Source organism: Solwaraspora sp. WMMD791 (assembly GCF_029581195.1).
Classification (GTDB): Bacteria; Actinomycetota; Actinomycetes; order Mycobacteriales; family Micromonosporaceae; genus Micromonospora_E.
In genome coordinates, this window is record NZ_CP120737.1 from 1,365,770 (window position 1) to 1,388,853 (window position 23,084).

General features: G+C 70.0%; 21 protein-coding genes. 8 read left to right on the plus strand and 13 right to left on the minus strand.

From position 1 onward, the window contains the following. Window positions 1-99: 99 nt before the first annotated feature. From O7623_RS05825 to O7623_RS05835, 3 genes are all read right to left on the minus strand, one after another. Window positions 100-279: a GMC family oxidoreductase N-terminal domain-containing protein gene (locus O7623_RS05825; protein WP_282227559.1), complete on the minus strand. Its 180-nt coding sequence runs from the start codon at window positions 277-279 to the stop codon at window positions 100-102. Between the two features lie 92 nt (window positions 280-371). Beyond that, window positions 372-1,568, minus strand: coding sequence for an epoxide hydrolase family protein (locus tag O7623_RS05830; RefSeq protein WP_282229329.1), 1,197 nt, complete (start codon window positions 1,566-1,568; stop codon window positions 372-374). 20 nt (window positions 1,569-1,588) lie between these two features. Continuing rightward, the gene (locus O7623_RS05835) at window positions 1,589-2,827 is read right to left on the minus strand and encodes an aminotransferase class III-fold pyridoxal phosphate-dependent enzyme (protein WP_282227560.1); all 1,239 of its coding nucleotides are present in this window, start codon (window positions 2,825-2,827) and stop codon (window positions 1,589-1,591) included. A 258-nt stretch (window positions 2,828-3,085) separates the two neighbouring features. On the opposite strand from O7623_RS05835, the gene O7623_RS05840 reads away from it, so the two are divergent. Next, window positions 3,086-3,985, plus strand: coding sequence for a glycosyltransferase (locus O7623_RS05840; protein ID WP_282227561.1), 900 nt, complete (start codon window positions 3,086-3,088; stop codon window positions 3,983-3,985). A 55-nt stretch (window positions 3,986-4,040) separates the two neighbouring features. Here O7623_RS05840 and O7623_RS05845 read toward each other — a convergent pair whose 3' ends face one another. Next, window positions 4,041-4,511 (minus strand): GyrI-like domain-containing protein, encoded by a 471-nt coding sequence (locus tag O7623_RS05845; protein WP_282227562.1) that lies wholly within the window; start codon window positions 4,509-4,511, stop codon window positions 4,041-4,043. Window positions 4,512-4,740: 229 nt separating this feature from the next. Here O7623_RS05845 and O7623_RS05850 point away from each other — a divergent pair, with 229 nt between their 5' ends. Then, complete coding sequence (locus tag O7623_RS05850) at window positions 4,741-5,622, plus strand: glycosyltransferase (protein ID WP_282227563.1); 882 nt, start codon at window positions 4,741-4,743, stop codon at window positions 5,620-5,622. 24 nt (window positions 5,623-5,646) lie between these two features. Here O7623_RS05850 and O7623_RS05855 read toward each other — a convergent pair whose 3' ends face one another. The 3 genes from O7623_RS05855 to O7623_RS05865 all read right to left on the minus strand — a co-directional run bounded on the left by O7623_RS05855 (window position 5,647) and on the right by O7623_RS05865 (window position 10,272). Then, on the minus strand, window positions 5,647-7,422 hold the full coding sequence (locus O7623_RS05855; protein ID WP_282227564.1) for an ATP-binding cassette domain-containing protein: 1,776 nt from the start codon (window positions 7,420-7,422) through the stop codon (window positions 5,647-5,649). Continuing rightward, a complete protein-coding gene (locus tag O7623_RS05860) occupies window positions 7,419-9,362 on the minus strand; it encodes an ABC transporter ATP-binding protein (RefSeq protein ID WP_282227565.1) in 1,944 nt (647 codons plus the stop codon). Before O7623_RS05860 ends, O7623_RS05855 begins: the two co-directional genes overlap by 4 nt. 133 nt (window positions 9,363-9,495) lie before the next feature. Continuing rightward, window positions 9,496-10,272: a phosphotransferase gene (locus O7623_RS05865; protein ID WP_282227566.1), complete on the minus strand. Its 777-nt coding sequence runs from the start codon at window positions 10,270-10,272 to the stop codon at window positions 9,496-9,498. 160 nt (window positions 10,273-10,432) lie between these two features. On the opposite strand from O7623_RS05865, the gene O7623_RS05870 reads away from it, so the two are divergent. From O7623_RS05870 to O7623_RS05895, 6 genes are all read left to right on the plus strand, one after another. Further along, a complete protein-coding gene (locus O7623_RS05870; protein ID WP_282227567.1) occupies window positions 10,433-11,365 on the plus strand; it encodes an SAM-dependent methyltransferase in 933 nt (310 codons plus the stop codon). A gap of 60 nt (window positions 11,366-11,425) precedes the next feature. Further along, entirely contained in the window at window positions 11,426-12,274 is an 849-nt protein-coding gene (locus O7623_RS05875) for a hypothetical protein (RefSeq protein WP_282227568.1), read from the plus strand. Then, window positions 12,271-13,149 (plus strand): sugar phosphate nucleotidyltransferase, encoded by an 879-nt coding sequence (locus tag O7623_RS05880; protein ID WP_282227569.1) that lies wholly within the window; start codon window positions 12,271-12,273, stop codon window positions 13,147-13,149. Before O7623_RS05875 ends, O7623_RS05880 begins: the two co-directional genes overlap by 4 nt. Next, a complete protein-coding gene (locus tag O7623_RS05885; RefSeq protein ID WP_282227570.1) occupies window positions 13,146-14,243 on the plus strand; it encodes a glycosyltransferase family 4 protein in 1,098 nt (365 codons plus the stop codon). The genes O7623_RS05880 and O7623_RS05885 overlap by 4 nt, the downstream gene beginning before the upstream one ends. 42 nt (window positions 14,244-14,285) lie before the next feature. Next, window positions 14,286-15,449 (plus strand): DegT/DnrJ/EryC1/StrS family aminotransferase, encoded by a 1,164-nt coding sequence (locus O7623_RS05890; RefSeq protein WP_282227571.1) that lies wholly within the window; start codon window positions 14,286-14,288, stop codon window positions 15,447-15,449. 85 nt (window positions 15,450-15,534) lie between these two features. After that, on the plus strand, window positions 15,535-15,810 hold the full coding sequence (locus O7623_RS05895; RefSeq protein WP_282227572.1) for an acyl carrier protein: 276 nt from the start codon (window positions 15,535-15,537) through the stop codon (window positions 15,808-15,810). Window positions 15,811-15,872: 62 nt separating this feature from the next. Here the strand turns inward: O7623_RS05895 and O7623_RS05900 are convergent, their stop codons facing one another. Genes O7623_RS05900 through O7623_RS05925 form a run of 6 tightly spaced genes read right to left on the minus strand, consistent with a single transcriptional unit; the run spans window position 15,873 to window position 23,063 of the window. Then, complete coding sequence (locus O7623_RS05900; protein WP_282227573.1) at window positions 15,873-16,328, minus strand: MaoC family dehydratase; 456 nt, start codon at window positions 16,326-16,328, stop codon at window positions 15,873-15,875. Between the two features lie 52 nt (window positions 16,329-16,380). Beyond that, the gene (locus O7623_RS05905) at window positions 16,381-17,328 is read right to left on the minus strand and encodes a hypothetical protein (RefSeq protein WP_282227574.1); all 948 of its coding nucleotides are present in this window, start codon (window positions 17,326-17,328) and stop codon (window positions 16,381-16,383) included. Between the two features lie 49 nt (window positions 17,329-17,377). After that, window positions 17,378-19,279: a beta-galactosidase trimerization domain-containing protein gene (locus O7623_RS05910; protein WP_282227575.1), complete on the minus strand. Its 1,902-nt coding sequence runs from the start codon at window positions 19,277-19,279 to the stop codon at window positions 17,378-17,380. Then, window positions 19,276-20,271 carry an NAD-dependent epimerase/dehydratase family protein gene (locus O7623_RS05915; protein WP_282227576.1) on the minus strand — a complete coding sequence of 332 codons (996 nt, stop codon included), beginning with the start codon at window positions 20,269-20,271 and terminating at the stop codon, window positions 19,276-19,278. Before O7623_RS05915 ends, O7623_RS05910 begins: the two co-directional genes overlap by 4 nt. After that, window positions 20,264-21,607 carry a nucleotide sugar dehydrogenase gene (locus O7623_RS05920; protein WP_282227577.1) on the minus strand — a complete coding sequence of 448 codons (1,344 nt, stop codon included), beginning with the start codon at window positions 21,605-21,607 and terminating at the stop codon, window positions 20,264-20,266. Before O7623_RS05920 ends, O7623_RS05915 begins: the two co-directional genes overlap by 8 nt. A 1-nt stretch (window position 21,608) precedes the next feature. Then, window positions 21,609-23,063, minus strand: coding sequence for a fatty acid--CoA ligase family protein (locus tag O7623_RS05925; protein ID WP_282227578.1), 1,455 nt, complete (start codon window positions 23,061-23,063; stop codon window positions 21,609-21,611). Window positions 23,064-23,084: the final 21 nt, after the last annotated feature.

Sequence of the window (23,084 nt, forward strand, 5' to 3'; positions counted from 1 at the left end):
CCGAGTGCGCCGTCGGCAAAGGTCACCGGCGACGTGAGCGGCCCGGCTGGTTCCAGTCGTCGAGGTCCGTCCGGTGGCCGCGGATGTGCACCGTGCCGCTCATCCGCTGGTACCTCCGAGCACCCGACCACGCGGCAGATAGAACCGTCGACCGTTGAGCTGCGGCTCATCGTGGCTGTCGTAGTCCCAGTCGTACCGGGTGCGGCACAGCTTGCCGCCCCAGGCCGGGGTCCTGCCGGACCCGGCCCTCGTCGCCTGCCGTGCGTGAAGGTTCGTCACCGTCCGTCTGTGTCCCTTCCTAGGGTTGGCCGACGCCGGTGCGTCCTGGTCGTCGCGCGGCGCACCGACGATGTGGATGCAGGTGCTGGAAGTCAGACCCGGCCTGCGGCACTGGGCGCGCGACCGGTCCCCGGTCGGATCAGGCTGTTCCGACAGAACCGGCGGATGTCGGCGACCAGCAGGTCCGGCTGCTCCATCGCGGGGAAGTGACCACCGCGGTCGTACTCGGTCCACTGCTGGATGTTCGGGAAGTCGCGGTCGGCGAACCGGCGGACCGGGAGGAACATGTCGTGCCCGAAGGTCGCGACGGCCAGCGGAACGGGATTCGGACGCGGGCGGGCGCCGACGACCGTGCAGGGCAGCAGATCGACCACCTCCCGGTACAGCTGGGCCGAGGTTCCCGCCGTCGCCGTGAACCAGTAGATACTCACCGTCGTCAACATCTGGTCGCGGTCGACCGCGTCCTCGGGGACATCGGTCGAGTCGGTCCACTCCCGGTACTTCTCCACGATCCAGGCGAGCTGGCCGACCGGCGAGTCGGTCAACGCGTACGCCAAGGTCTGCGGCCGGGTGGCCTGAACCGCCATATAGCCGACGAGATGCCTGTTGAAGCGTGACACCAGCGCCATCCGCGCCTGGTCCACCTCGTCCAGATCGGTCAGGTCGGTCGGCTCCGCCGGCCCGGTCAGCAGCATGTTGACGTGCACGCCAAGCACATGGTCCGGGTCGATCTCACCGAGGTCGAGGGAGACCGCAGAACCGAAGTCACCGCCCTGCGCGACATACCGGTCATAGCCGAGGCGACGCATCAGTTCCGCCCAGGCGCGGGCGATGCGCGCGATGTCCCAACCGGTCCCGGAGATCGGGGTGGAGAATCCGTACCCGGGCAACGACGGCACGACCAGGTGGAAGGCGTCGGCCGGGTCGCCGCCGTGGGAACGGGGATCGGTCAACGGGCCGATGATCTTCAGGAACTCCGCGACCGACCCGGGCCAGCCATGCGTCAGCACCAGCGGCAGGGCATCGGTTTCCGGCGAACGCACGTGCAGAAAGTGCACGGTCGCCCCGTCGATGGTGGTGGTGAACTGCGGATACTGGTTGAGTTCGGCCTCAGCGGCCCGCCAGTCGAACACCGTACACCAATGCTCGGCCAGCTCCCGCAGGTAGCTTCCCGGTACGCCGCGAGCCCACCCGTCGCCATGCGGTTCGCTCGGCCAGCGTGTGGCCGCGATCCTACGACGCAGATCGTCCAGGCTCTGCTGGGCGATCTCGATGCGGAACGGCCGGATCGTCTCGTCCGCCGGGCGGATCACCTCGACTCCCCGGTCAACCCGCCGTCCCCATCGAGGCGGAACCCCACCTCGAACAACGCCTCGGCGGCCCGGACGACCTCCTGCTCGGTGACGACCAGCGGTGGCGCCATCACCAGCGTGTCGCCGTGGTCGCGGGCCACCACCCGGGGCAGCCCGCTGGTCGCGGCCGGGTGCGCACGGAACCACCGTCCGATCGTGCCGGCCCGGGCCACCAGCTCCTCCCGCTCCGACAGGTCCAGGTTCGCCAGCGCGACCGGACAGGCGGTGGGATGACCCGAGTACGTATGCCCGTGCAAGAGGTAGCTGTCGCCGCCGGCGACCGTCTCACCGATGTCGTCGCGTAGCAGCACCGCGCCCAGCGGCGCGTACCCACTGGTCAGGCCCTTCGCGATGACGACCAGGTCGGCGGCCATCCCCCGGGCCGCCGAGTCGAACCAGGCACCGGTACGGCCGAACGCGGTCACCACCTCGTCGGCGATCAGCAGGATGCCGTGCCGACTCAGCAGTTCGCGCACCCGGGGCCAGTAGTCGTCCGGTGGAACGAGGATGCCTGCCCCGCCCATCAGGGGTTCGCCGATCATCGCCGCGATGTTGCCCGCGCCGATCCGGTCGATCGCCGTTGCGAGTTCCCGCAGCAGAAGGTCGGTGGCGTCCGCTTCGCCGTACAGCTCGGCGGCGCGGTAGGGATACGCCGGTGACACCTTCTCCACGTGCGGTAGTCCGGGTCCGATCCCCGCGTGGATGCCCGGGATGCCGGTCGCGGTACCGCTGCCGTCGGTGCTGCCGTGGTAGGCGTAGTGCCGGGACAGGATCCAGGTGCGGTCCGGTTCACCGCGGTGGTGATGGAAGAGCCGGGCGAACTTGATCGCGGTCTCCACGCCCTCGGAGCCACCGTTGGTGAAGAAGACCCGCTCCGGTCCGTCGGGCGAGAGCCGGACGAGCCGCTCGGCCAGGTCCAGGGACAGGTCGTTGGAGAAGCTGTCGAACCCGGTGAAGTACTCCAGCCGGCCGGTCTGCCGGGCCGCCGCGTCGGCCGGCTCGGCGCGGCCGTGGCCCACCTGCGCGACCCAGTTGCCGCCACCCATGACGTCGAGCGGTTCGGTGCCGTGCGCGTCCCACGCCGTACAGCCAGATCCTCCGACAGTGACGCAGCGCACCCCACGCGCCCCGCTCTGGTGCGGGTGCAGGAGCACCCGGCGATCGAGCTCATCCAGGTCCTTGGCGGGCCGGGTCACCGCTGGACCTCGTCGACGATCGGCATGCAGCTCTCCTTCGGACGGCACGGTACGCGCGTACCAGTGATTTCATCCTTTGTCGAGCCACACACCGGTCGCACCTCTCACATTGCGACGGCAGACAACGCAGTCGACAAGATGCCGTCGTGTCCGCACCGGTGCGACGGTGTCTGGACGCGGCCGACCACCGCGACCTGGCTAGCGGGGCCGGGTCGGCCCTTCGGGCAAGACGCTACGCGTGCCCATCAGGGAGAGATCGTGTCCGAGGCGCCACGATGCACCGTCATCATCCCCACCTACAACCGCTCGGAACTACTCAGCCACACCCTCGAGTCACTGACCCGGCAACAGCTACCAGCCGACCAGTTCGAAGTGATCGTCGTCGACGACGGCTCCACCGACGACACCGCCGACGCCGCCACACACTTCCACGACCGCCTCGACCTGCGCTACCACCACCAACCCGACGAAGGCTTCCGCGTCGCGGCCGCCCGCAACATCGGCATCGCCGACGCCCGCTCCCCCATCTGCGTCTTCACCGACGCCGGCGTCCTCCTGCACACCGACAACCTCACCCAGCACCTCGCCAGCCACCAGGCCACACCCGGACCGGCCGCCGTACTCCCCTACCTCTACGGTCTGTCGGACTCCGGGGAGGGTGGGGAACACGTCGCCGAACGGCTCGACCTGCACGACCTCGACGGCAGCATCGAACGCCTCCAAGCCAAACGCGAATGCCGCGACATCCGCGAACTCTTCTACGACCGCTACGGCGAAGACCTCACCCGCGTCCCCGCACCATGGCAGATCTTCTGGACCGGCAACGCCTCCGCCGACACCGCGCAGCTGCGCGCCGTCGGCGGCTTCGACGAGAACTTCCGCACCTGGGGCGGCGAGGACATCGACCTCGGATACCGACTACACCGCGCAGGCACCCACTTCACCTTCAACCGACACGCCAAGGCGGTACGACTACCCCGCACGAAGATGCGGGACGTCGCCGCCGACAGCGACAGGAGGAACCTTCGCTACATGACCGAGAAGTACCGGACGCCGGTCATCGACCTGCTCGCCGAGCTGCCGAGGGAAAGGTACTTCGACTTCAACGAACTTGTGGCCGGTCTACCTGCGCGGCGACAGCCCGACCGGGGACGGTAGCGGAGTGGACGGGCGCGACCGGGCCATGCCGGCCATTCGCCACCTCGGTGGCCTCCTACTTGACGACGAACGCGACGTCCATCACCGGGTCGTCCGGCCCGGCCGTGACGAAGTCGGTGAAGTACACCTCACGTGCCGCGTCCGCCTCCACGAGACCGTGCTGCTCGACGTGGTCCGCCACAGCCGCGAAAGCCTCGCCCACCTGCGGTGGCGACGCCTGCGACTTCGTCAGTCGCACGAACACCTCGTGGTGCGCGGGTTCCCGTCGCACGGTCGCGGCGACCGGAACCGCCGGCTCGTGATGGATCGGCATGCACGTCTCCACGGTCAGGTCGTCCGGGTCGAACTCCTCGTTCCGGTAGATCGTGAACGTCGGACCCGCCACCCCACCGTGCTGCTCGGCAAGCTCGGTCAGGCGACCCATCACCGCCCGCAGATGATCGGCCAGCTCGACCTGCCGCACCCGGTCATGACGCTCGCAGAGCACCAGTTGCTCCGCCACCTCGCGCCGTTCGATCAGGAACATCCGGACCTCCGGTGGTGTGATTTGAGATGACCGGCAGCACACCGGATCATCGTCGAATCGTCGGACATAGTCGGGGCGCAATCGACGAGATGTCCGGACGCCCGACCCGGTATGACGATACCTCCAGTGCAGCCGTACGGCCAGCCGCCGTCCATCCAGCAACTCACGCCGTCCCACATTGCGCTGTCACGCGAATCGGGAACCTCACCACTACCCACAGGGAGAAATCGTGTCCGAGGCGCCACGATGCACCGTCATCATCCCCACCTACAACCGCTCGGAACTACTCAGCCACACCCTCGAGTCACTGACCCGGCAACAGCTACCAGCCGACCAGTTCGAAGTGATCGTCGTCGACGACGGCTCCACCGACGACACCGCCGACACCGCCACACACTTCCACGACCGCCTCGACCTGCGCTACCACCACCAACCCGACGAAGGCTTCCGCGTCGCGGCCGCCCGCAACATCGGCATCGCCGACGCCCGCTCCCCCATCTGCGTCTTCACCGACGCCGGCGTCCTCCTGCACACCGACAACCTCACCCAGCACCTCGCCAGCCACCAGGCCACACCCGGACCGGCCGCCGTACTCCCCTACCTCTACGGCTTCTCCGGTGACGACACCAACATCGACGCAGTCGCCGAACGGCTCGACCTGCACGACCTCGACGGCAGCATCGAACGCCTCCAAGCCAAACGCGAATGCCGCGACATCCGCGAACTCTTCTACGACCGCTACGGCGAAGACCTCACCCGCGTCCCCGCACCATGGCAGATCTTCTGGACCGGCAACGCCTCCGCCGACACCGCGCAGCTGCGCGCCGTCGGCGGCTTCGACGAGAACTTCCGCACCTGGGGCGGCGAGGACATCGACCTCGGATACCGACTACACCGCGCAGGCACCCACTTCACCTTCAACCGACACGCCAAGGCGGTGCACATACCGCATGAGAGGGCCTTCGACGAGTTGATGGCATCGGCGACGGTCAACTACCGCTACATGGCCGAGAAGTACCGTACGCCGTCGATGCGCATTCTAGCGGAACTCCCGCCGAGGCAGTTTCTCGACTTCAACGAGTTGGTCGGCGCCTCGACGCCGCAGGAGTGACCTGAATCGGGACCCGGCGGCCGGTCACTGATACGCACGGGCATTGATGGCGACAAGTTCAGCATAGGGACCGGATCCGGCAGCGAGCGTCGCATGATCGCCGGCCTCGACGACCGTACCGTCCCCGACGACCACGATGAGGTCGGCCGTGCGGACCGTGGAGAACCGGTGCGAAACCAGCACGGTGATGGCCCCGGTCTGCCGGCCCACCCTGGCAGCCTGCTCCGTGTACTGCTCGAACATGGCCAGCTCGGCTTCCGGGTCCAGCGCCGATGTCGGCTCGTCGAGCACCAGCAGCATCGGCGCCGGGCGGATCAGTGCTCTGGCCAGGGCCACCTTCTGCCACTGCCCACCGGACAGTTCGGCGCCGCTACCGCCCTTGCCGAGCACCGTGTCCAGGCCGTCCGGCAGTTGGCGCAGCACGTCGTCGGCCCGGGCCACGTGCAGTGCGTCCCGTACCGGCGAATCGGCGAAGCCGCTGTCGAGATCGCCCATACCGACGGCGTGTCGGGTCCGGAACTCGTAGCGCAGCGCGTCCTGGAACGAGACCGAGATGCGCTCCCGCCAGAGATCCGGCCGCAGCCGGTGCAGATCCTCATCGTCGACCAGGATGCGACCGCCGGTCGGGCGGTGGAGCCCGCAGAGCAGCTTCACCAGTGTCGACTTGCCGGCACCGTTCTCCCCCACCACCGCCACCGTGCTGCCGGCGGGCAGTGTCACGGTGACGTCGCGCAGCACGGGGGCGCTGGCGCCCGGGTAGCTGAACGAGACGTTCCGCAGAGCGACCCCCCGGCGCAGCCGGTCCGGCGGAACCCGGTCGCCGGAGCCGCCCTCGACGACGACACCACGTAGCTGCGCCATCCGACGGTAGAGCGCGGAGATCCGCTGCAGGTCGCGCAGGAGGGCCACAGCGGCGGTCACCTGGGAGCTGATCTGGGCGGCAAGGACCACGACCAGGATGACGTCGCCGAGACCGCGGCGGCCGTCGACCGCCGCCCGGACCAGCAGCAGCACCGAGCCGACGTAGGCCAGGGCGAAAGTCACCTGACCTGCGGTTCGCAGTGCCGCCGCTCGCAGGTCGGTCCGGAGCAGCCGGGTGGTGACGTCCGACCACAGTCGGGCGTGCCGGTGGCGCATCTCGTCGGCCAGTCCGAACACCCGTAACTCGCTGGCCGACGGCAGTTGGGTGGTCAGGTCGAACAGGTGCAGGGCCGTACGGGTGGTCTCGGCAGTTTCCGTCTTGGCGGCGTCCACCAGATACTCCGCCCGTCTGCTGAGATACAGCGAGGGCACCGCCGCCAGCGGCAGCAGTAGCAGCAGCGGATGCAGTCGTACGAGCAGCACCACGGTGAGGCCCACCGCGATCGCCAGAGCAAGACCGTTGAGCAGGGCCTCCAGCCCTCGGCCGAACTGCCGGATCTCCCGTTGCAGCACGGTCACCGTGTCACGGGTGGCCGCCTGCTCGTGATGGGCGATCCCGACCGATCCGTTGGACAGGCCGATCAGCTGTACGTCGAAGTCGAGTTCCGCCAGCTCGGCCAGCTCGAGGTAGGCGAGGTGAGCGAAGTGACCGAACGTGACCGTCGCAAACGCGAGGACTCCGGCGATCAGCCCGGCCAGCAACACCGTGCCCCTGTTTCCGGCGACCACGGCGTCGGTCATCCAGCCCAGGACCAGTGCCAGCAGTGGTGCCGCCGCCGCGCCCGCCACGACGAAGAAGAGCGCGGTGAGGGTCTTGCCGCGGTGCACCCGCCACGCCGTGACGAGCATCTTCCAGCAGCCGACCAGCGTCGCGCTCATTGGCGTACCTCCTGAGGGTCTGCGTCGTCCCAGGCGTTGTTCTCCGGACCCAGCACCCGGTCCGCCTGTAGCCGGAACAGCCGTGCGTACCGGCCGCCGGTGGCCATCAGCTCCGCGTGGCTGCCCCGCTCGACCACCCGGCCGTGTTCCAGGACGACGATCACGTCGGCATGTCGGACCGTGGAGAACCGGTGGGAGATCAGGACGCTGGTGACACCCCGGGTCAGCCCGGCGAACTGGTCGAAGAAGCGCGCCTCGGCACGCACGTCGAGATTCGCGGTGGGCTCGTCGAGAACCACGATCGGGGCTCCGTGCCGTACCGCGAAGAGCGCGCGGGCCAGCGCCACCCGCTGCCACTGGCCCCCGGAAAGATCCGTACCGCCGGTGAGGTGACTCGCGAGCGGCGTGTCGAGGCCAGCCGGTAGCCGGTCCAGGGACTCGGTCAGACCCACGGCCGCGGCGGCGGCCCGCACCCCGGCCCGGTCGTCGCGGTGGCGGACCGCACCGAAGGCGATGTTGTCAGCCACCGAGGTCTCGTAGCGCAGGAAGTCCTGGAAGATGATGCTGATCGCGGCCCGCCACTGGGCGACGGGAAACGAGCGGATGTCCACTCCGCCGGCCCGGATCACACCGCTGGTCGGCTCGTAGAGCCGGGCCAGGAGCTTGACCAGCGTGGTCTTGCCCGCTCCGTTGACGCCGACGATCGCCGTGCACTTGCCGACCGGGATCCGCAGGTCGAGTTCGTCGAGGACGGTACGGTCCTGACCGGGATAGCGGAAGCTGACCCGATCGAAGTGCAGATCCCCACCCAGCGACGGCGGTGGAGGCGACCCCGCCGGGTCGGAAACGGTCGCGGGCACCTCCAGGCGGCTGACGAAACGACGTACGTCATCGTATGCGGACACCCCAATGGCGGTCTGGACATCGGCCTCGGCGTAGTAGCCGCCGAGCGCGATCGCGCCGAGTGTCGCCTGCACGACCAGGGCGAACTGCGTCAGCGTCAGCGTCGTCGGAGCTGCCAGGGCCACCGCCACGAACACGGACACGGCAGCCGCGAGGCTCGGACCGGCGAAGATCAGATACCGCCAGAGCAGAATCCGCCGGCGGTAGGCCCACAGGGGACCCAGCCACATCAGGTACACCCGGCGATACGTGTCAGTCAGCCAGCCGACCAGGCCGAACACCCGGATCTCCTTGCCTGCCGCCGGCTCGACGGCAAGCGCCCTGATGTAGTGCACCCGCCGCTCGGCGCGGCTCAGCCGCTGCCGTGCCTCGGCGTAGCGGCTGAGCCCACCCCGGGTGCTGTGCCGCATCAGCAACACCGAAACCACCAGGCCGGCCGCCGCGAGCCAGGAGAACGCCACACCGATCAGCACCGCGTACGCGACGAGTTGGGTGTACCGGGCGAGCAGAGCGAGCAGCCCGGCGCAGGCGTCGCCCGGGGTCTGCACGGCGAACTGCAACTTCAGCGCCGCCACCCGCAGCCGGTCCTGGTTCTCCTCGTCCTCCAGGGGCGCGATTCCCACCGGCGACAACGACGCCGCCATCAGCTCATCGTGAACCTGCTGATCGACGCGGCGACCCACCAAGTCCCCCAGCGAGGTTCGCAGGGGCGTGATCACCTGTTGAGCGACGAAGGCCAGTGCCGCACCGACGAACACCACCACCAGCGAGTCCCAGGCAGCCGAGCCGAGACCCTCGGCGACCGCGGCAGGAACCAGCCCGAGCAGGACGCTGGTCGCCACGATGAACAGTACCGGCAGCAGACCAAGGAGCAGGTTGACCAATGCCAGGATGGTGACGACACCAGGCCCGCCCCGGCGCAGCAGGCGCACGGTCTGCCAGCGGGCACGCAGCAGGTTGGCCGGGCTGCTGGACATCGCGTCGGGGCTCTCGTTCAGCGGCACTTCGACGGGGAGATCTGACCGGTGATCGCTCACCACACCTCCAGCATCGGTCGACGGCCACCCATGCGCGCGACAGCAGGGACGGCACCGAACTAAGCGTCCATGTTGGATGCTGACAGGACAGGCGCGCACCTTCCAACGTGCGCTGGTCGGACCGACCCGACCGTCAGGTGCCGGCGTGGCGTTGGTGACGGTGCAACTCGACCAACCTACGACGGGCGTACCCTGGCTCCGCCCGCCAGCAGGTCGCGGTCTCCCAGGCGAGGCCAGCGGCGCGCATCGTCGACCGGTCACCCGGCCACGGCGTCGTCACCTCGTCGGGCAGGAACGCGTAGTCGAACCAGGGCACGTCCACCCGCGCTTCGTCCCAGTCCAGCAGGGTGACCCGGGCTCCGTCGACCAGCACGTTGCTGGGACCGATGTCGCCGTGCACCACACAGCGCGACCCGCGTTGCACGCCCAGCCAGGCTGACCGCACCGTCGTGACCACCGAAGCCGGCATCACGTCCAGCCGCACGTCCCCACCCCGATCGGAGTCGAGCAGCACCCCGCTCGACGCGAACCCGGGGCGCTGCGACCAGCCGGCCGTCGCCGTGTGCAGGACAGTGAGCTGGTCGGCGACCATGCGCCAGTCGGCGGTGTCGGCCGGATACCGGCCGGGGACGAACGCACTGACCAGCAAGCCGTCCACGTGCCGGCGGCCGTCGTCGGCGGGCACCAGCTCCGGGGTCGCCAACCCACAGCCACGAAGGTGCTCCAACAGGTCGAGTTCCCATTCCAGGGCCGCCCGGGGCCGGATCGAACGACGGACCACCAGCGGCACCCCACCCCGCTCGGCGAGCATCACCTCGTTGCGGTGACCGCCGGGCAGCGGGCGGACCAGCCGCACACCAGCCCACGCCGAGAGTGCCGCCCACCGCTCGTCGCGAGAAGAGTCGTCCACGCCGCCACCTCGTCGTCACGGGCCGTTCCGCCCCAGGCTAGTCCGCCCCGACCCGCAGACGGCCAGCAGTGCGGCCGGCCGGTCGGGGCGACGCTGGTGCTGCCCACTCGGGTACGCCCGCACGGAGAGCTGCCCCTCGCCCGCGTCTACCGAAAAACTGATGAGCATGAGTACCGAGGTGCCGACCGTGGACGCCGACCTCACCGGTGTCGCTCGCACCGCCCGGTGGACCGCCGCAGCGCGGGCACGGGAGACGGCACGGCCGGACCGGCTCTTCGACGACCCGCTCGCCGGACTGCTCGCCGGCGACGACGGAGTCGCCCTCCTGCGGCACTTCCACACCCCACGTGCCGCTGCCGACGGCAACCCGGTGCTACCCATCCGTACCCGATGGTTCGATGACTTTCTACGTCGCAGCGTCACCGACGGGTGCCAGGTGGTAGGTCTCGGTGCCGGACTGGACACTCGGGCGTTCCGACTCGACTGGCCAGCGGGAACCGTGCTGTTCGAGGTGGACCAGGCGAGTGTGCTGTCCTACAAGCGCCAGCGGCTGTCCCGGGTCGGCACCGAGGCACGCTGCGAGCGCCGGCCCGTCGGAGCCGACCTGACCGGCCGGTGGCAGTCCCCGCTGCTCGACGCCGGGTTCGACCCGACCGCGCGGACCGTCTGGTTCGCCGAAGGGCTGCTGTTCTACCTGCCGGCGTCCGTGGCTGCCGCGGTGACACGCCGGGCGGCCCGGCTCTGCGCGCCCGGCAGCCGAATCGCGGTGGATCTGATCGGCACCGGCGTCTTCCGGCTGCGCTACATGCGACCGTTCCTCGACAAGTTGGCCGAAGCGGGAAGCCCGTGGCGGTTCGGTACGGACGCTCCTGCCGAGTTCCTTGCGCGGACGGGTTGGGAGGTCGACCGGGTCTGCGAGCCGGGCGCAGCCGACGCCCACTACGGACGTTGGCCCCAGGACACGGCTCCGACGAACTTTCCGCAGCTACCCCGCAGCTATCTCGTCACCGCCGACCGGAGCGCCGGCGAGCCCGGCCCCATGCCCGACGGCGTACCCGCGTCGCCGGACGTCCAGCACCGAGACAGGAGTTGACCTTCGATGCCGGTCCAGTTCAGCGGAGAGACACACGGGTGCTTCTCCGACTCCCTCCAGATGGCATTCGGCGACGACGGCCCCGGTGAAACCGTGGTCGAGGTGCTGACCGGCTCCGCCTTCGGCCTGTATCTGCATCACGACGGACGACCGTTCTTCGCACCAGCCGGTTGGAATCCGGAGAAGGGCATCGCCACCGCGATGGATCTGCTCGGCTGGACCTGCGAGTTCACCGGCGGGTCGGCTGAAGAGGTGATCCGGAAGCTCGAGTCGGTCGATGACCGGAACCGAGCCGTGGCCGGTCCAGTCGAGATGGGGCTGCTGCCGTACCACCCAGGACTGGGCCAGCCCATCGGCGCCGATCACTACCTTTTGATCATCGGATTCGACGGGGAGAACGTGGTGGTCCACGACCCCCGCGCCCATCCGTACACCGTGCTGCCGGTGGCGAAGCTCCTCGCCGCCTGGCGCACCGAGACACTGTCCTACACCGTTGCGGACTTCACCCTGAGGACGGGCTTCCGACGGACACGTCAGGTCGACCCTGCGGACGCGGTGCGCAGGCTCCTCCCGATCGCTGCCGACCTGGTGGCGCCGGAGTCCTCCGCGGAAGCGGCCGAGGGCGCGGCGGCGGTGCTCGACGCGGGACTGAGCACCTCCCTCTTCTTCCATCTGGCCGACTTCATGGTCTGCGTGGGCGCCCGACGCCGCAACGACGCGGCCGTCGTACTGGCCCGGCACGGCTACACCCGGGTGGCGGAGGTGCTGGACCATCAGGCCCGGTTGATCGGGTCGATGGAGTACCCGTTGGTCGCCGGGGACTATTCCGCAGCAGCGGCGACGATGCGCAAGCTCGCACCCACGTTCACCCAGCTGGAAGCCGAGTTGCGGACGGCGATCCGGGCGTGACACGTCGCAACGAGACAGGTCGCAGCCGGTACGCGAGCGGGCTGTCGGCCGAGGAACGGGAGGCTGACGCGATGCATGCGATCCTGCTGGTGGGTGGTCGGGGCACCCGTCTGCTGCCACACACCAGCGACCGCCCGAAGGCGCTGATGCCGATGGGACGACACTCCCTACTGGAGATCATCCTGCGTCGGCTCCGGGTCTGCGGATTCACCCGGGCGACCCTGTGCGTCTCGCACCTGGGTGCGATGATCCGCTCCGCGATCGGCGACGGTTCCCAGCTTGGTCTGCAGGTGGACTACTGCGTCGATGAACGTCCGATGGGCACGGCCGCGCCGCTTCGTGCGGTGCCGGAGTGGACCTCGCCTGCGGTGGTGATGAACGGCGATCTGCTGACCTCACTCGACTTCGGCGAACTGTACCGCCGACATGTGGCCAGCGATGCCGTCCTCACCGTGGCCTACCAGCGGTACTGGGTCTCCACCGGGGTGGGGCTGCTGCGGACCGACGGTGAACGGATCCGACGGGTGCAGGAGAAGCCGACCTTCGAGTGGAACGTCTGCTGCGGGATCTACGTGGCCGACCCGGACATCCGTTCGCACATTCCCGCCGGCCAACCGATCGACATGCCGGCTCTGATCAACGCGCTCGCGCAAGCAGGGTCACCGGTCGACGGTTTCGCCTTCAACGAAGCCTGGCACGACGTCGGCACGCCCGCCCACTACGAGCAGGCACGTGCCGATTTCCTGGCAGATCCCGGCCGGTACCTGCAGCTGGCGCCGACCGGGCAACCGACGGACCGGTCGCGCCCGAAACTCGACGTGTTCTTCCTCGACGAACCGGTACCTGGAGGCGCCACGATCGAGACCTGGTCGTGAGCGGCGGCACGGGCGAGGTCCTCGTCGCCTTCACCGGCTACGGCGACGTCCGGTCGGGTGCGGAGCTGATGGCGCTACGCGCGGCGCAGGGCCTGGCGGCACGGTCCCGACGGGTGACAGCTCTGGTCGACGCGGCCCACCCGGACACCGTCGCGGGCCTGCGCGCTGCGGGTGTTCCGTTGGTCACCGACGCCGACCAGTTGCTCCGGGATCACCCGGACTTCTCTCCGTCGGTGGTACACGCGTTCGATCTGGCCCACCCCGGTGCGCCCGCCCAGGCGGTGTGGCTGGCCCGCCACTACGGTGCCCAACTCGCCCTGACCCCGTCCTCGGCACCGCAGGTGTGGACTGATCCTTCCCTGGCGGCCGCGATCTGCCGGGCTGCCGACGTGGTCTTCGCGCTGACCGCGACCGAGGTCGCCGCGCTGCGCGATCTCGGTGTGCCGGACGCACACATCCGGCGTCTGCCCTCCGCTTCGGACCTGACCGGGCCGGGCGACGCTGACGGGTTCCGTCGCCGTCACGGCGTCCACGGACGGTTCGTGCTCTTCGTCGGACGTCGTACGGCCAGTAAGGGGTATCGGACCCTCCTGGAGGCGATGGCAGCGGTGTGGCGGCGGTTGCCCGACACCCGGTTCGTCTTCGTCGGCCCGGACATCGACCCGGACGCGCCAGCCCACTTCACCGCCCACGCCGATCCGCGCCTGCACGATCTGGGCACCGTCGACGAGCAGACCAAGAACGATGCGATCGCCGCCTGCGAGTTGCTGTGCCTACCCAGCGTCGCAGACGTGTTTCCGCTGGTCTTCGTCGAGGCATGGGCCAGCGGTCGGCCGGTGGTCAGCGGAGCGTTCGCTGGCGCGCACGAGGTCGTGCGCCACGGCGTGGACGGGCTGATCGTGCCACCCGGCCCGGCGGCCCTCGCCGCAGGCCTGATCGCACTGCTCGGCGACGATGTCCGACGCAGCCGGCTCGGTGCCGCAGGGCGCCAGCGCGCCGAACACTCCTTCGGCTGGCGACGCGTTCTCGACGTCTACGAAGCGAACTACCGGGCGTCGCCCGATCGGGCCGAACCGACCGCGCGACCGCGATGAGCGGTACGCCGAGCACCCGCCTACGCAAGAAGGGAGCCCATCTTGACGAGCGCGCGGACCGCACCGCACTGGCGGATCACGCTGGCCGACAACACCGTTGACGAGCAGGAGATCACCGCGGTCAGCGAGGTCCTGCGTTCGCGTTGGCTGTCGGCGGGCGGGCAGACCGCAGCCTTCGAGCGGGAGTTCGCCGACCGACTTGGCGTTGACGAGGCGGTCGCGGTCAGCAGCGGCACGGCCGCCCTGCACCTGGCGACGATGGCTCTCGACCTGCGGCCCGGTGACGAGGTGATCATGCCGGCTCTGACGTTCGTGGCCTGCGCCGCCGTGGTGGCGCTGGCCGGGGCGGTCCCGGTCCTGGCTGACGTTCGCGCCCCGGACGATCTCACCGTGGATCCCGCCGACGTGACCCGGCTGCTCACCAGGCGGACCCGCGCGGTGGTCGCGATGCACTACGCCGGATACCCGGCGGACCTGCCCGCGCTACGGGCGGTCTGCGAGCGCCACGGCGTGTCATTGATCGAGGACGCCGCACACGCACCGGCTGTCGGGTACGCCGGGGGGATGCTCGGCACGCACGGCGACATCGGCTGTTTCAGCTTCTTCGCGACCAAGAACCTCACCACCGGTGAGGGCGGCATGGTCCTCGCCCGCGACCCCGCGGTCCGGGAGCGGATCCGGCTGGCCCGCTCGCACCACCTCACGGCCTCCACATGGGACCGGCTGCGCTCCGGCGACGCCAGCTACGACGTCTCGGGTTACGGCCTGAACTACCGGCCGACGGAGGTGTCGGCGGCGCTCGGGCGCGTGCAGCTGCGCAAGCTGACGCTGGACCGGCTGCGACGCCGGGCCCTCGTCGCGACGTACCGGGAGGTGCTCGCCGCCGCACCCGAGCTGGTCCTGCCCTTCGCCGAACGGACCGGCGATTCGGCGCTGCACCTGATGCCGGTCGTGCTGCCCGACGGGGTCGACCGGGCCGTCGTCCGCGAGGAACTCTCCGCCAGTGGCATTCAAACCTCGGTGCACTACCCGCCGGTGCACCACCTCTCCGCCTACCGGGGCAGCGCGGGCGCGGAGCGTTCGGCGCTGGCCGTCACCGACGCGGTGGCCCCACGGCTGCTCTCCCTGCCGCTGCACAGCCGGATGTCCGACGACGACGCCGCACTGGCCGCGCGGACCCTGCTGCGGTGCCTGCGGGTGCGCTGAACCCTAGGGCCCACCTGCCGGGACAGCCGTCGATCCCGGCCCGGGCCGACCACGCCATTGCCGCATCGATCGAACGGAGCAGGCCATGACCTTCCCACCTACCACCGCGACAGTCGGTGCGACGATCATCCGGTTGCTGAACGAGCTGACCGGGCGCGACCCGGCGTCGCTCGACGGTGGCACCAGAATCTTCATGGAACTCGGCCTGACCTCGGCCCGGATCCTCGAGCTGCTGATGCGTCTGGAGGACGAGACCGGGCTGCCCCTGGTCGGTCGGGTGGACTGGCTACGGATGGAGACGATCGACGACCTCGCCGAGCTCGTCGTCGGGCAGCGGGCCGACGCTCCGCCCCGGTCCTGACCGCTTCGCGGCGACGCCCCAGCCGGCCTCCGCCGTCGGGGCGTCGCCCGACGGCGAAGCCCTCACGCGTAGTTGTGCACCAGGACCTGTGCCACGCAGACCGGGGTGCGTCCGCCTTCCACCTCGTACCGGAGGCGCAGTGTCAGCTGGACACCTCGCCGCAGCGGTAGCACGTCGGCCAGTGTGACCCCGGCCCGAATCCGCGAACCGACCGGCACCGGGGCGAGGAAGCGGACACGGTCACAGCCGTAGTTCACCTTGAGGCGTACGTTCTCACTGGTGAGGACCTGCTCAAGAACCCGGGAGGTCAGAGCGAGGATGAGGAAGCCGTGCACGACCGTACCGCCGAACGGTCCGTTGGCGGCCCGGCTCGGATCCACGTGGATCCACTGCCGGTCGCCGGTCGCCGCGGCGAACCGGTCCACCTGCTCCTGACCGACCTGCATCCAGTCGCTGAATCCGAGATGTTGCCCCACCAGTGCCCGCAGGGGCCCGACGTCAGTACCGACGACGACCACAGTCCACCTCTCCATCTGCTGGTGTCGGAGGTAACGGCCACAGCGGCCGGGCTTACTGGACGAGGAAGTACGCCGGCCCCAGTCGTTGCGGCGCCGACGCGCCGGCGGTCGACCCAAGGTGACGCAGCAACGGTGCGTCCATCCCCAGCTCGAGCCGCCAGTACGCGCCCACCGGGCTGCGATCGACAGGCCAGTCGGTGTCGTCGAGCAGCCCCCAGCCGACCAGCGTGCCGATGAAGAATGGATCGGCCGCCCACCACCGGCCCTCGGCGTCACGTAGCTCCAGCCAGTGATGCCGGTTGGCGAAGGGGCGGGACAGGCACAGGCCGGTAGCCGGCCGGACCGGTACCCCGATCTCGTGTCCTCGGGAGACCAGGTGACGCACCGCGAGGGTGCAGTCAGCCAGGCTGGTCTCCTGCAGGAACCCGAGATCAGCGGTGAGGCCCGGCGGCAGCAGGTGGAAGCGTAACCCCGCCGCCTCGTCGAAGAGCCGCCGCTGCCCGGCGGTGGGCAGTGGCGACGCGACCGCCTCGGCGAGGCGGACATCCATCTCGAATCGGGACGCTTCGGGTCGACGGACCGCCATCACCTGCGGTGCGGACGGCACGACCGGGTCGAGGACGAACTCGCAGCCGGTGCAACGGTCCCGCTCCGGACAGTACGCGCGTACGACCACCGTACGCCGCATCGGCGTCTCGGCACCGCCCGCTCGCAGCGCTGCGGCCATCGCCTCGTACGTCGACCGCTGCGGCGATCGCACGCCCAGCAGTAGCGCTGCGTTGCGCAGGTCGTAGCGATCGAACAGCAGACCATCTCCGTTCGAGGAGTGCGGGAAGCCAAGCTCCACCAGCTGCTCCAGGCAGGCGCGGGACAGTCGGTGGAACCGGACCGCGTGTTCCCATGGCGTGTCGAAGGCACGGTGGCTGTCAGGCACCAGGCGGACCTGGCTCGCGACCAGCTCCGGCATCGGCGCGCTGGCCGCCGGTACGAGTGCGGACATCGCGGGTTACCGCGCGGAACCACGGACGAAAGACATTGACGATCTCCAATCAGCTGGCAGCTGGCCGACGACCATGTGAGCCGTGGGTAGCCGGGCCGGGCCGGGCCGCCGATGCCGAGGTCGGCGGGGTTACCAGTCGCCAGTCCTTGCCGTCCAGGACCGTTTCCTGGCAGACCGGCTGGCCCGCGGGGGTCCGCCAGCGCAGCTGGACGCGGCGCGCCGTCGGCGCGTGATTGATCAGCAGCACCTCGTCGGAGTCAGCCGCGCGTCCAGGCAGGACCTCCACGTCCGGGTCGGCGCAGTCGACCTCGGGGGCCAGCCCGGCCAGGGCGGCGACGCGTCGGTACAGGCCTTCCCAGGCGGCTGCGGTGAGCCGCCCAGGCTGGTCGAGCTGGCGTTCGAACGGTGCGGCGCAGAAGACCACCTGCCCGGCACCGACCCGGTTGCGCACCAGGGCGGGAGTACCGTCGGGGTACCGGCCAAGCACCTGCCCGGTCGTCGCGGCCAGCACCGACGGCCGGATTCCGGTGCCGGTCCAGTCGACAGGCCACTGGTCAGTGCCCCACTCGACGAGGTCGTGACCGTCGGGGAGCAGGGTGTAGTCGACCAGTTCGACGCCGGCGAGCTCGGCTCCCGGAAAGCCGTGCAGGTGATCGGCCATCGAGTAGTAGACGGTCGCCCCCTGGCCAGCCGCCCTGCTCAACCGGTCCAGATCGGTCAGGGTGACATGGCCGACCGACGGGCAGATCACCAAGCGGTAGCCGGTCGGGTCGTCGGCGACGATGTCGACCGGCAGATGTGCCCGTTTGAGCAGCAGGTAGGCGTAGAACGTGGCCACGGTTCCGACACCGGTGTCGAGATACGAGCCGCCGTCGACCCGGACCCGTTGTGGCAGATAGAGGGCGACGGGTGCACGGCCAGGAGCTGGTCGCAGCCGGGGTGCGGCGCGCAGGGCCTCCCGCAGGGCGGTCAGCGCGGGCCGGGCGGTTCCGTCGAGTCGGTGCAGACCTACGTAGCGCTCACCGGGACGCTGCTGGTACGGCTCGCTCGTCGAAGCGATGTCCTGCCAGCACCAGGCGATCACGCCGGCGGCACCGTTGCCCACAGCGGAGGCGGTGGCGGCGCGCAGGTAGGCCGCCGCAGTGGCCTCGTCCGTGCCGTAGCTGGCCAACTCGTCCACCAGGGGCACCCCGAACGCCCGTGCGTAGCGGACGAGAAACGGCACCAGGTTGCTCGCCTTGTAGCAACTGGTCGACTCGATCGACACCGGTGCCCAGGTCGGAAACCCGTGCAGCGCGATGAGGTCCAGCCCGACGGCGTTGTCCGGGCCGAACGGGGCGGCGCCGAGCACCCCGGAGGCGTCGTTGGCCTGCGTCACCAACAGCCCGGGGAGTTCCTCCCGCAGTGTCGCGGCCAGCCGGGTCTGCCAGGCGGAGACGGTCTCCCGGTCCAGCTGACCGGCCGGCCGGTCGACGTTGGCGACCTCGTCACCGAGATCGACAGCGAGCAGATTGCCGGCGCCCCGCAACGCGATCGCCACCCGTCGGGCGTAGGCTCGCTGCCGGTCGAGCATCTCCGCGTCGGCGAAGAGGCTGCGCCCCTGTCGCCAGGACAGGTCCAGACGCTGCCCGTTCATCCAGATCGTCAGCAGGGAGAGTACGCAGGCCAGCCCGGCATCGGCGGCGAGGTCGACGGCGGTGCGCAGCCGATCGAGCACGACCGGGTCGTGGTGTCCCGGCACTGGCTCGAAGTCCCGCCAGAACAGGAAGATCCGCACGGTGTTCAGGCCTACGTCGGCCATCGCCCGAAAGTCGCGACGCAGCACCGAGGGATCCCAGTCCGTCCAAATGCGACAGCCGGCCACCGACGGGTGGTAGTCGACCCCGGCGACGCTGAACGGGGCCCCGTCGCACCACAGCTGACCGTCTCGGATCTCGAACCTACTGCTCATGCCCGATCCCCGGGTGCCGCAGCCACCACGGTCGCCCGGTCCCGGGCGTACCAGTCGAAGGTCTGCCGCAACCCTGCCGCCAGCTCCACACGGGGTGTGTAACCGGTCATCCGCCGTAACCGACCAAGGTCGGGCAGGCGTCGGTCCGGCGAGCCGGACGGGGGGTCGAAGACCTCGAAGCTCGGGGTGTAGCCCGCCAGCTGGGTGATCCGCTCGGCCAGATCGCGAATCACGATCTCCTCGGTGTCGTTGCCGATGTTGGCAACGATCGGATCACGGCCGGGCAGGCGGGTGAGACAAATGGTGGCGTCGACGGCGTCGTCGACATGGCAGAACGCACGGCTCTGGGTGGCACCGTAGATCGGAAACGGATCCTGGCGGGCGAGTGCCCTGGCCACGAAGTGGGGTATCACGTGATCGTGGCCCATCCGGGGTCCGTAGATGTTGTGGTAGCGGCCGATCCGCACGAGGAACAGATCGGCGCTCTGGCGGAGCAGCGTCTCGGCGACGATCTTGCTGAGTCCGTAGGAGGCCCTGGGCATCGTCGGGTCGGGCAGCGCGAACGGCACGTCCTCGCCCACTGGAAACGGAGTCAGCCCCAGGCGGGTGGCGCCGTCGGCGACCTCGCTGGTGGAGCTGAGATAGACCCGTCCGGGCGGGCGCCGGCGGCACCAGTCGAGCACGTTCAGTACGGCACGCAGGTTCACGTTGAGCGCCCGAGCGGGATTCTCGTTGTTCTGCTGCACCCCGACCACCGCCGCCAGGTGGTAGACCTCGTCGAAGTCGCCCGCGAGCAGATCGGCGGGGACCGGGCGGGTCAGGTCGTGCCGGACCATTCTGGCCTGGCTGAGGATCTCGTCGACGTCCCGGTCGAGCCGGCCCCGGGACAGGTCGTCGAGCAGGGTCACCTCCGCGCCGTCACGTAGCAGGCGGCGGGCGAGATGCAGGCCGACGAACCCGGCACCGCCGGTGATCAGGATCCGGTCAGCCACGGCCCAGCCTCCGGTAGTCCACCTCGGCGGCCCCCGCCAGCGCCGGAGCCAGGTCACCCCAGACGTCCACCACCAGAGCGGGGCGGTTCATGGTGCGACCCAGCAGCGCGACGTCGAGATCCGCGCGGTAACGCGGATGATCCACCAGCACCACCAAGGCATCGGCACCGGTCAGACCATCCGTGAGCGAGGTCGGAGCGTATCCGAGCCGGGCGGTGACGTCGTCGGAGACGAGATAGTCGTGGCCGGCCAACAGCCTCACCCGTTCACGCAGGCCGTCGGCGACGACGGTGGCGGCGGAGCCCCGGACGTCGTCGGTCTCCGGCTTGCCCTTGTAGGCCATCCCGCACACAAGGACCTTCGCGTCAGCCGGCGCCCGGCCGTTGGCGGCCAGTGCCTTGAGCACCCGCTCGGTAATCAGGTACGGCACCTGCTCGTTGACGGCGCGCGCCGCGGCGACCAGCGGCGGCTGGTATCCGGCGGTCGCGGCCGAGTACATCAGCAGGTAGGGATCCTTGGTCAGACAGCTTCCACCGACGAACCCCGGGCGGGCGAGGTCGGGCCGTGGATAGCCGAGGTTCGCCGCAGCGATGACCTCGGTGGCGTCCACCCCCACGGCCTCGGCGATCATCGCCAGCTCGTTGCCGAAGCCGTAGAGCAGGTCGGTGTGGGCGTTACAGGCCAACTTGACCAGTTCGGCCGTCTCCAGGTCGCCAGTGACGACCTGGTGGGACGTGAGCCGGGCGAACAGTCGCCGAGCCCGATCGGCGGAACGGTCGTCCAGACCACCGATGACCTGTGGGAGGCTGGCAAGCTCCGCCAACGCACGGCCCTGGATCGTGCGTTCGGGGCAGAAGGCGAGTAACGGCCGGTCGATCCGCGCCCGCAACAGAGGCAGCAAGATGCGACGGGTCGTTCCGACCGGGACGGTGCTGCGCACCACCACGAGGGTGTCCGAGGCGGCGACGGCGGCAGCGGTCTCGGCGGCCTGGGTGAAATGGCGCAGGTCCGGCCGGCCCGTTCCGACGTCATGCGGGGTGCCGACGCAGATGACGACAGCTGAGGGCATGACGCCGTCGAGCGTCTCGGTGACGACCAGCCGGTCCGGCGGCAGTCTGCGCAGCAGTTCGCCGACACCGGGCTCGTACAGGGCCGGTGTGCCGGCGCGCAACGCCGCGCGGACACCGGGATCCGCCTCGACCCCGATGACGGACACGCCGGCCCGGGCGAGGCTCACCGCCAGGGTCAGGCCGACGTATCCGAGGCCGACGACGACAACGGGGCCGTCCGGCCCGTCGGGGCGTCTGCCGGGTTGAGGTGGTGCGGGGTGGGCCATCTCAGACCTCGCTTCCGGTCGGTTCGGCTGCCACGGCCGCGATGACGACCTGGCGGTCGACCTTGCCCATCGCGGTGCGCGGCAGCCGCGCGAGTGGGTGGAACTCGTGCGGCACCTCGTACGGCGCAAGACCCCGCGCACGGCAGTGGGCGGTGAGCTCCGCCAGCCCGGTCCCGGGCTCGAGCACCACGGCCGCGTGCACCCGTTGCTCTCCGCTGGCGTCAGTCGCGCCGAAGACGAAGGAGTCCCGGACGCCGGGGTGTTCACCGAGCACCCGCATCACCCGGGTCGGGTTGACCTTGCGCCCGCCGACGTTGACAAAAGTGTCCTTGCGGCCGAGCAGGTGCAGTCGGCCGCTGGAGTCGATGCGCACCAGGTCACCGGTGGCGTAGAAACCGTCCGGTGTGACTATCGGACCGGGGACGCCTAGATAGCCAGTGAACAGGGTCGGCGTACGCACCGACAGCTGACCGGTTCCGGCGGGCCCGCCGGGCACCGGACGGGTGAGCCGCAGCCGCACGCCGGGCGCCGGTATCCCGACCGATGAATCGGCCGACGTGCCGTCGCCGTCAGGCTGGTAACTGATCAGACCGGTCTCGGTGCTGCCATAGAACTGGCGCACCGCGACGCCGAGCGCGGCACGCGCCCGCTCGCCGAGTTCGGCGGGCAGCGGGCCGCCCGAGGACACGGCGGCCCGCAGCCTGGCCGGTCGTGGTCGACTGCGCAGTACCGGTACGAGCAACCGGTAGACCTGCGGGGTTCCGAACAGGACGGTCGCGTCGCCGGTGAGCGTGTCGGCGACAATCCCAGGCTGGAACCGCCGGGTGGTGCGCAGCTCGGCACCGGAAACGACCGCCGCGGTGAGGGCCCCGATCAGGCCGAACGAGTGGGCCAACGGCACCGCGGCGACGACCACGTCGGTCAGGGTCAGTCCAAGAATCTGGTGGTAGGTACAGCCACCATGCCGCACGTTGGCCAATGGATGGCGGACGATCTTCGGCTCTCCGGCCGAACCGGAGGTCAGTTGGAGCACCTCGCCGACCCGGTGCGGGGAGCGGTCGCCGGTCCTGGCCGTACTGGCTTGGCAGCGCTCGTAGCTCAGGAAGGTGGTGTCCGCCGGCTCGGTGCCGGCCGCACGTGCCGGACCGACGACGGTACGTACACCTGGGTTGCGAGCTGGCGCAAGCAGGTCGGTCAGGTGCGAGCTGCTCTCCTCCACGGGCAGCACGTCCAGTCCGGCGGCGGTCAGACCGACCAGGGCCGCCACGCTGGCCGGAGTGTTGTCCATGATCAATAGCACCGGTGCGTCCGGTTCCAGTACCGCCGCGCCGGCCACGACAGCGCAGGCGGCGTCGTGGAGCTGCGCCCAGGTCGCGAGGTAGGAGCCGGACGTGGACGCGGTGCGCACCGCCACCGCGTCGGGGCGCTCGTCGCGTCGTCGGCGTAGGTCGGCCAACAGCCCGCCCGGCGTCGCGTC

What these genes read in the sequence shown, in the direction of transcription:
- O7623_RS05845 (WP_282227562.1), bottom strand. Translation starts at nt 4,511, where the DNA reads ATGTTCCTGATCGAACGGCGCGAGGTGGCGGAGCAACTGGTGCTCTGC.
- O7623_RS05855 (WP_282227564.1), bottom strand. Translation starts at nt 7,422, where the DNA reads ATGAGCGCGACGCTGGTCGGCTGCTGGAAGATGCTCGTCACGGCGTGG.
- O7623_RS05870 (WP_282227567.1), top strand. Translation starts at nt 10,433, where the DNA reads ATGAGCATGAGTACCGAGGTGCCGACCGTGGACGCCGACCTCACCGGT.
- O7623_RS05875 (WP_282227568.1), top strand. Translation starts at nt 11,426, where the DNA reads ATGGCATTCGGCGACGACGGCCCCGGTGAAACCGTGGTCGAGGTGCTG.
- O7623_RS05895 (WP_282227572.1), top strand. Translation starts at nt 15,535, where the DNA reads ATGACCTTCCCACCTACCACCGCGACAGTCGGTGCGACGATCATCCGG.
- O7623_RS05905 (WP_282227574.1), bottom strand. Translation starts at nt 17,328, where the DNA reads ATGTCCGCACTCGTACCGGCGGCCAGCGCGCCGATGCCGGAGCTGGTC.
- O7623_RS05910 (WP_282227575.1), bottom strand. Translation starts at nt 19,279, where the DNA reads ATGAGCAGTAGGTTCGAGATCCGAGACGGTCAGCTGTGGTGCGACGGG.
- O7623_RS05920 (WP_282227577.1), bottom strand. Translation starts at nt 21,607, where the DNA reads ATGGCCCACCCCGCACCACCTCAACCCGGCAGACGCCCCGACGGGCCG.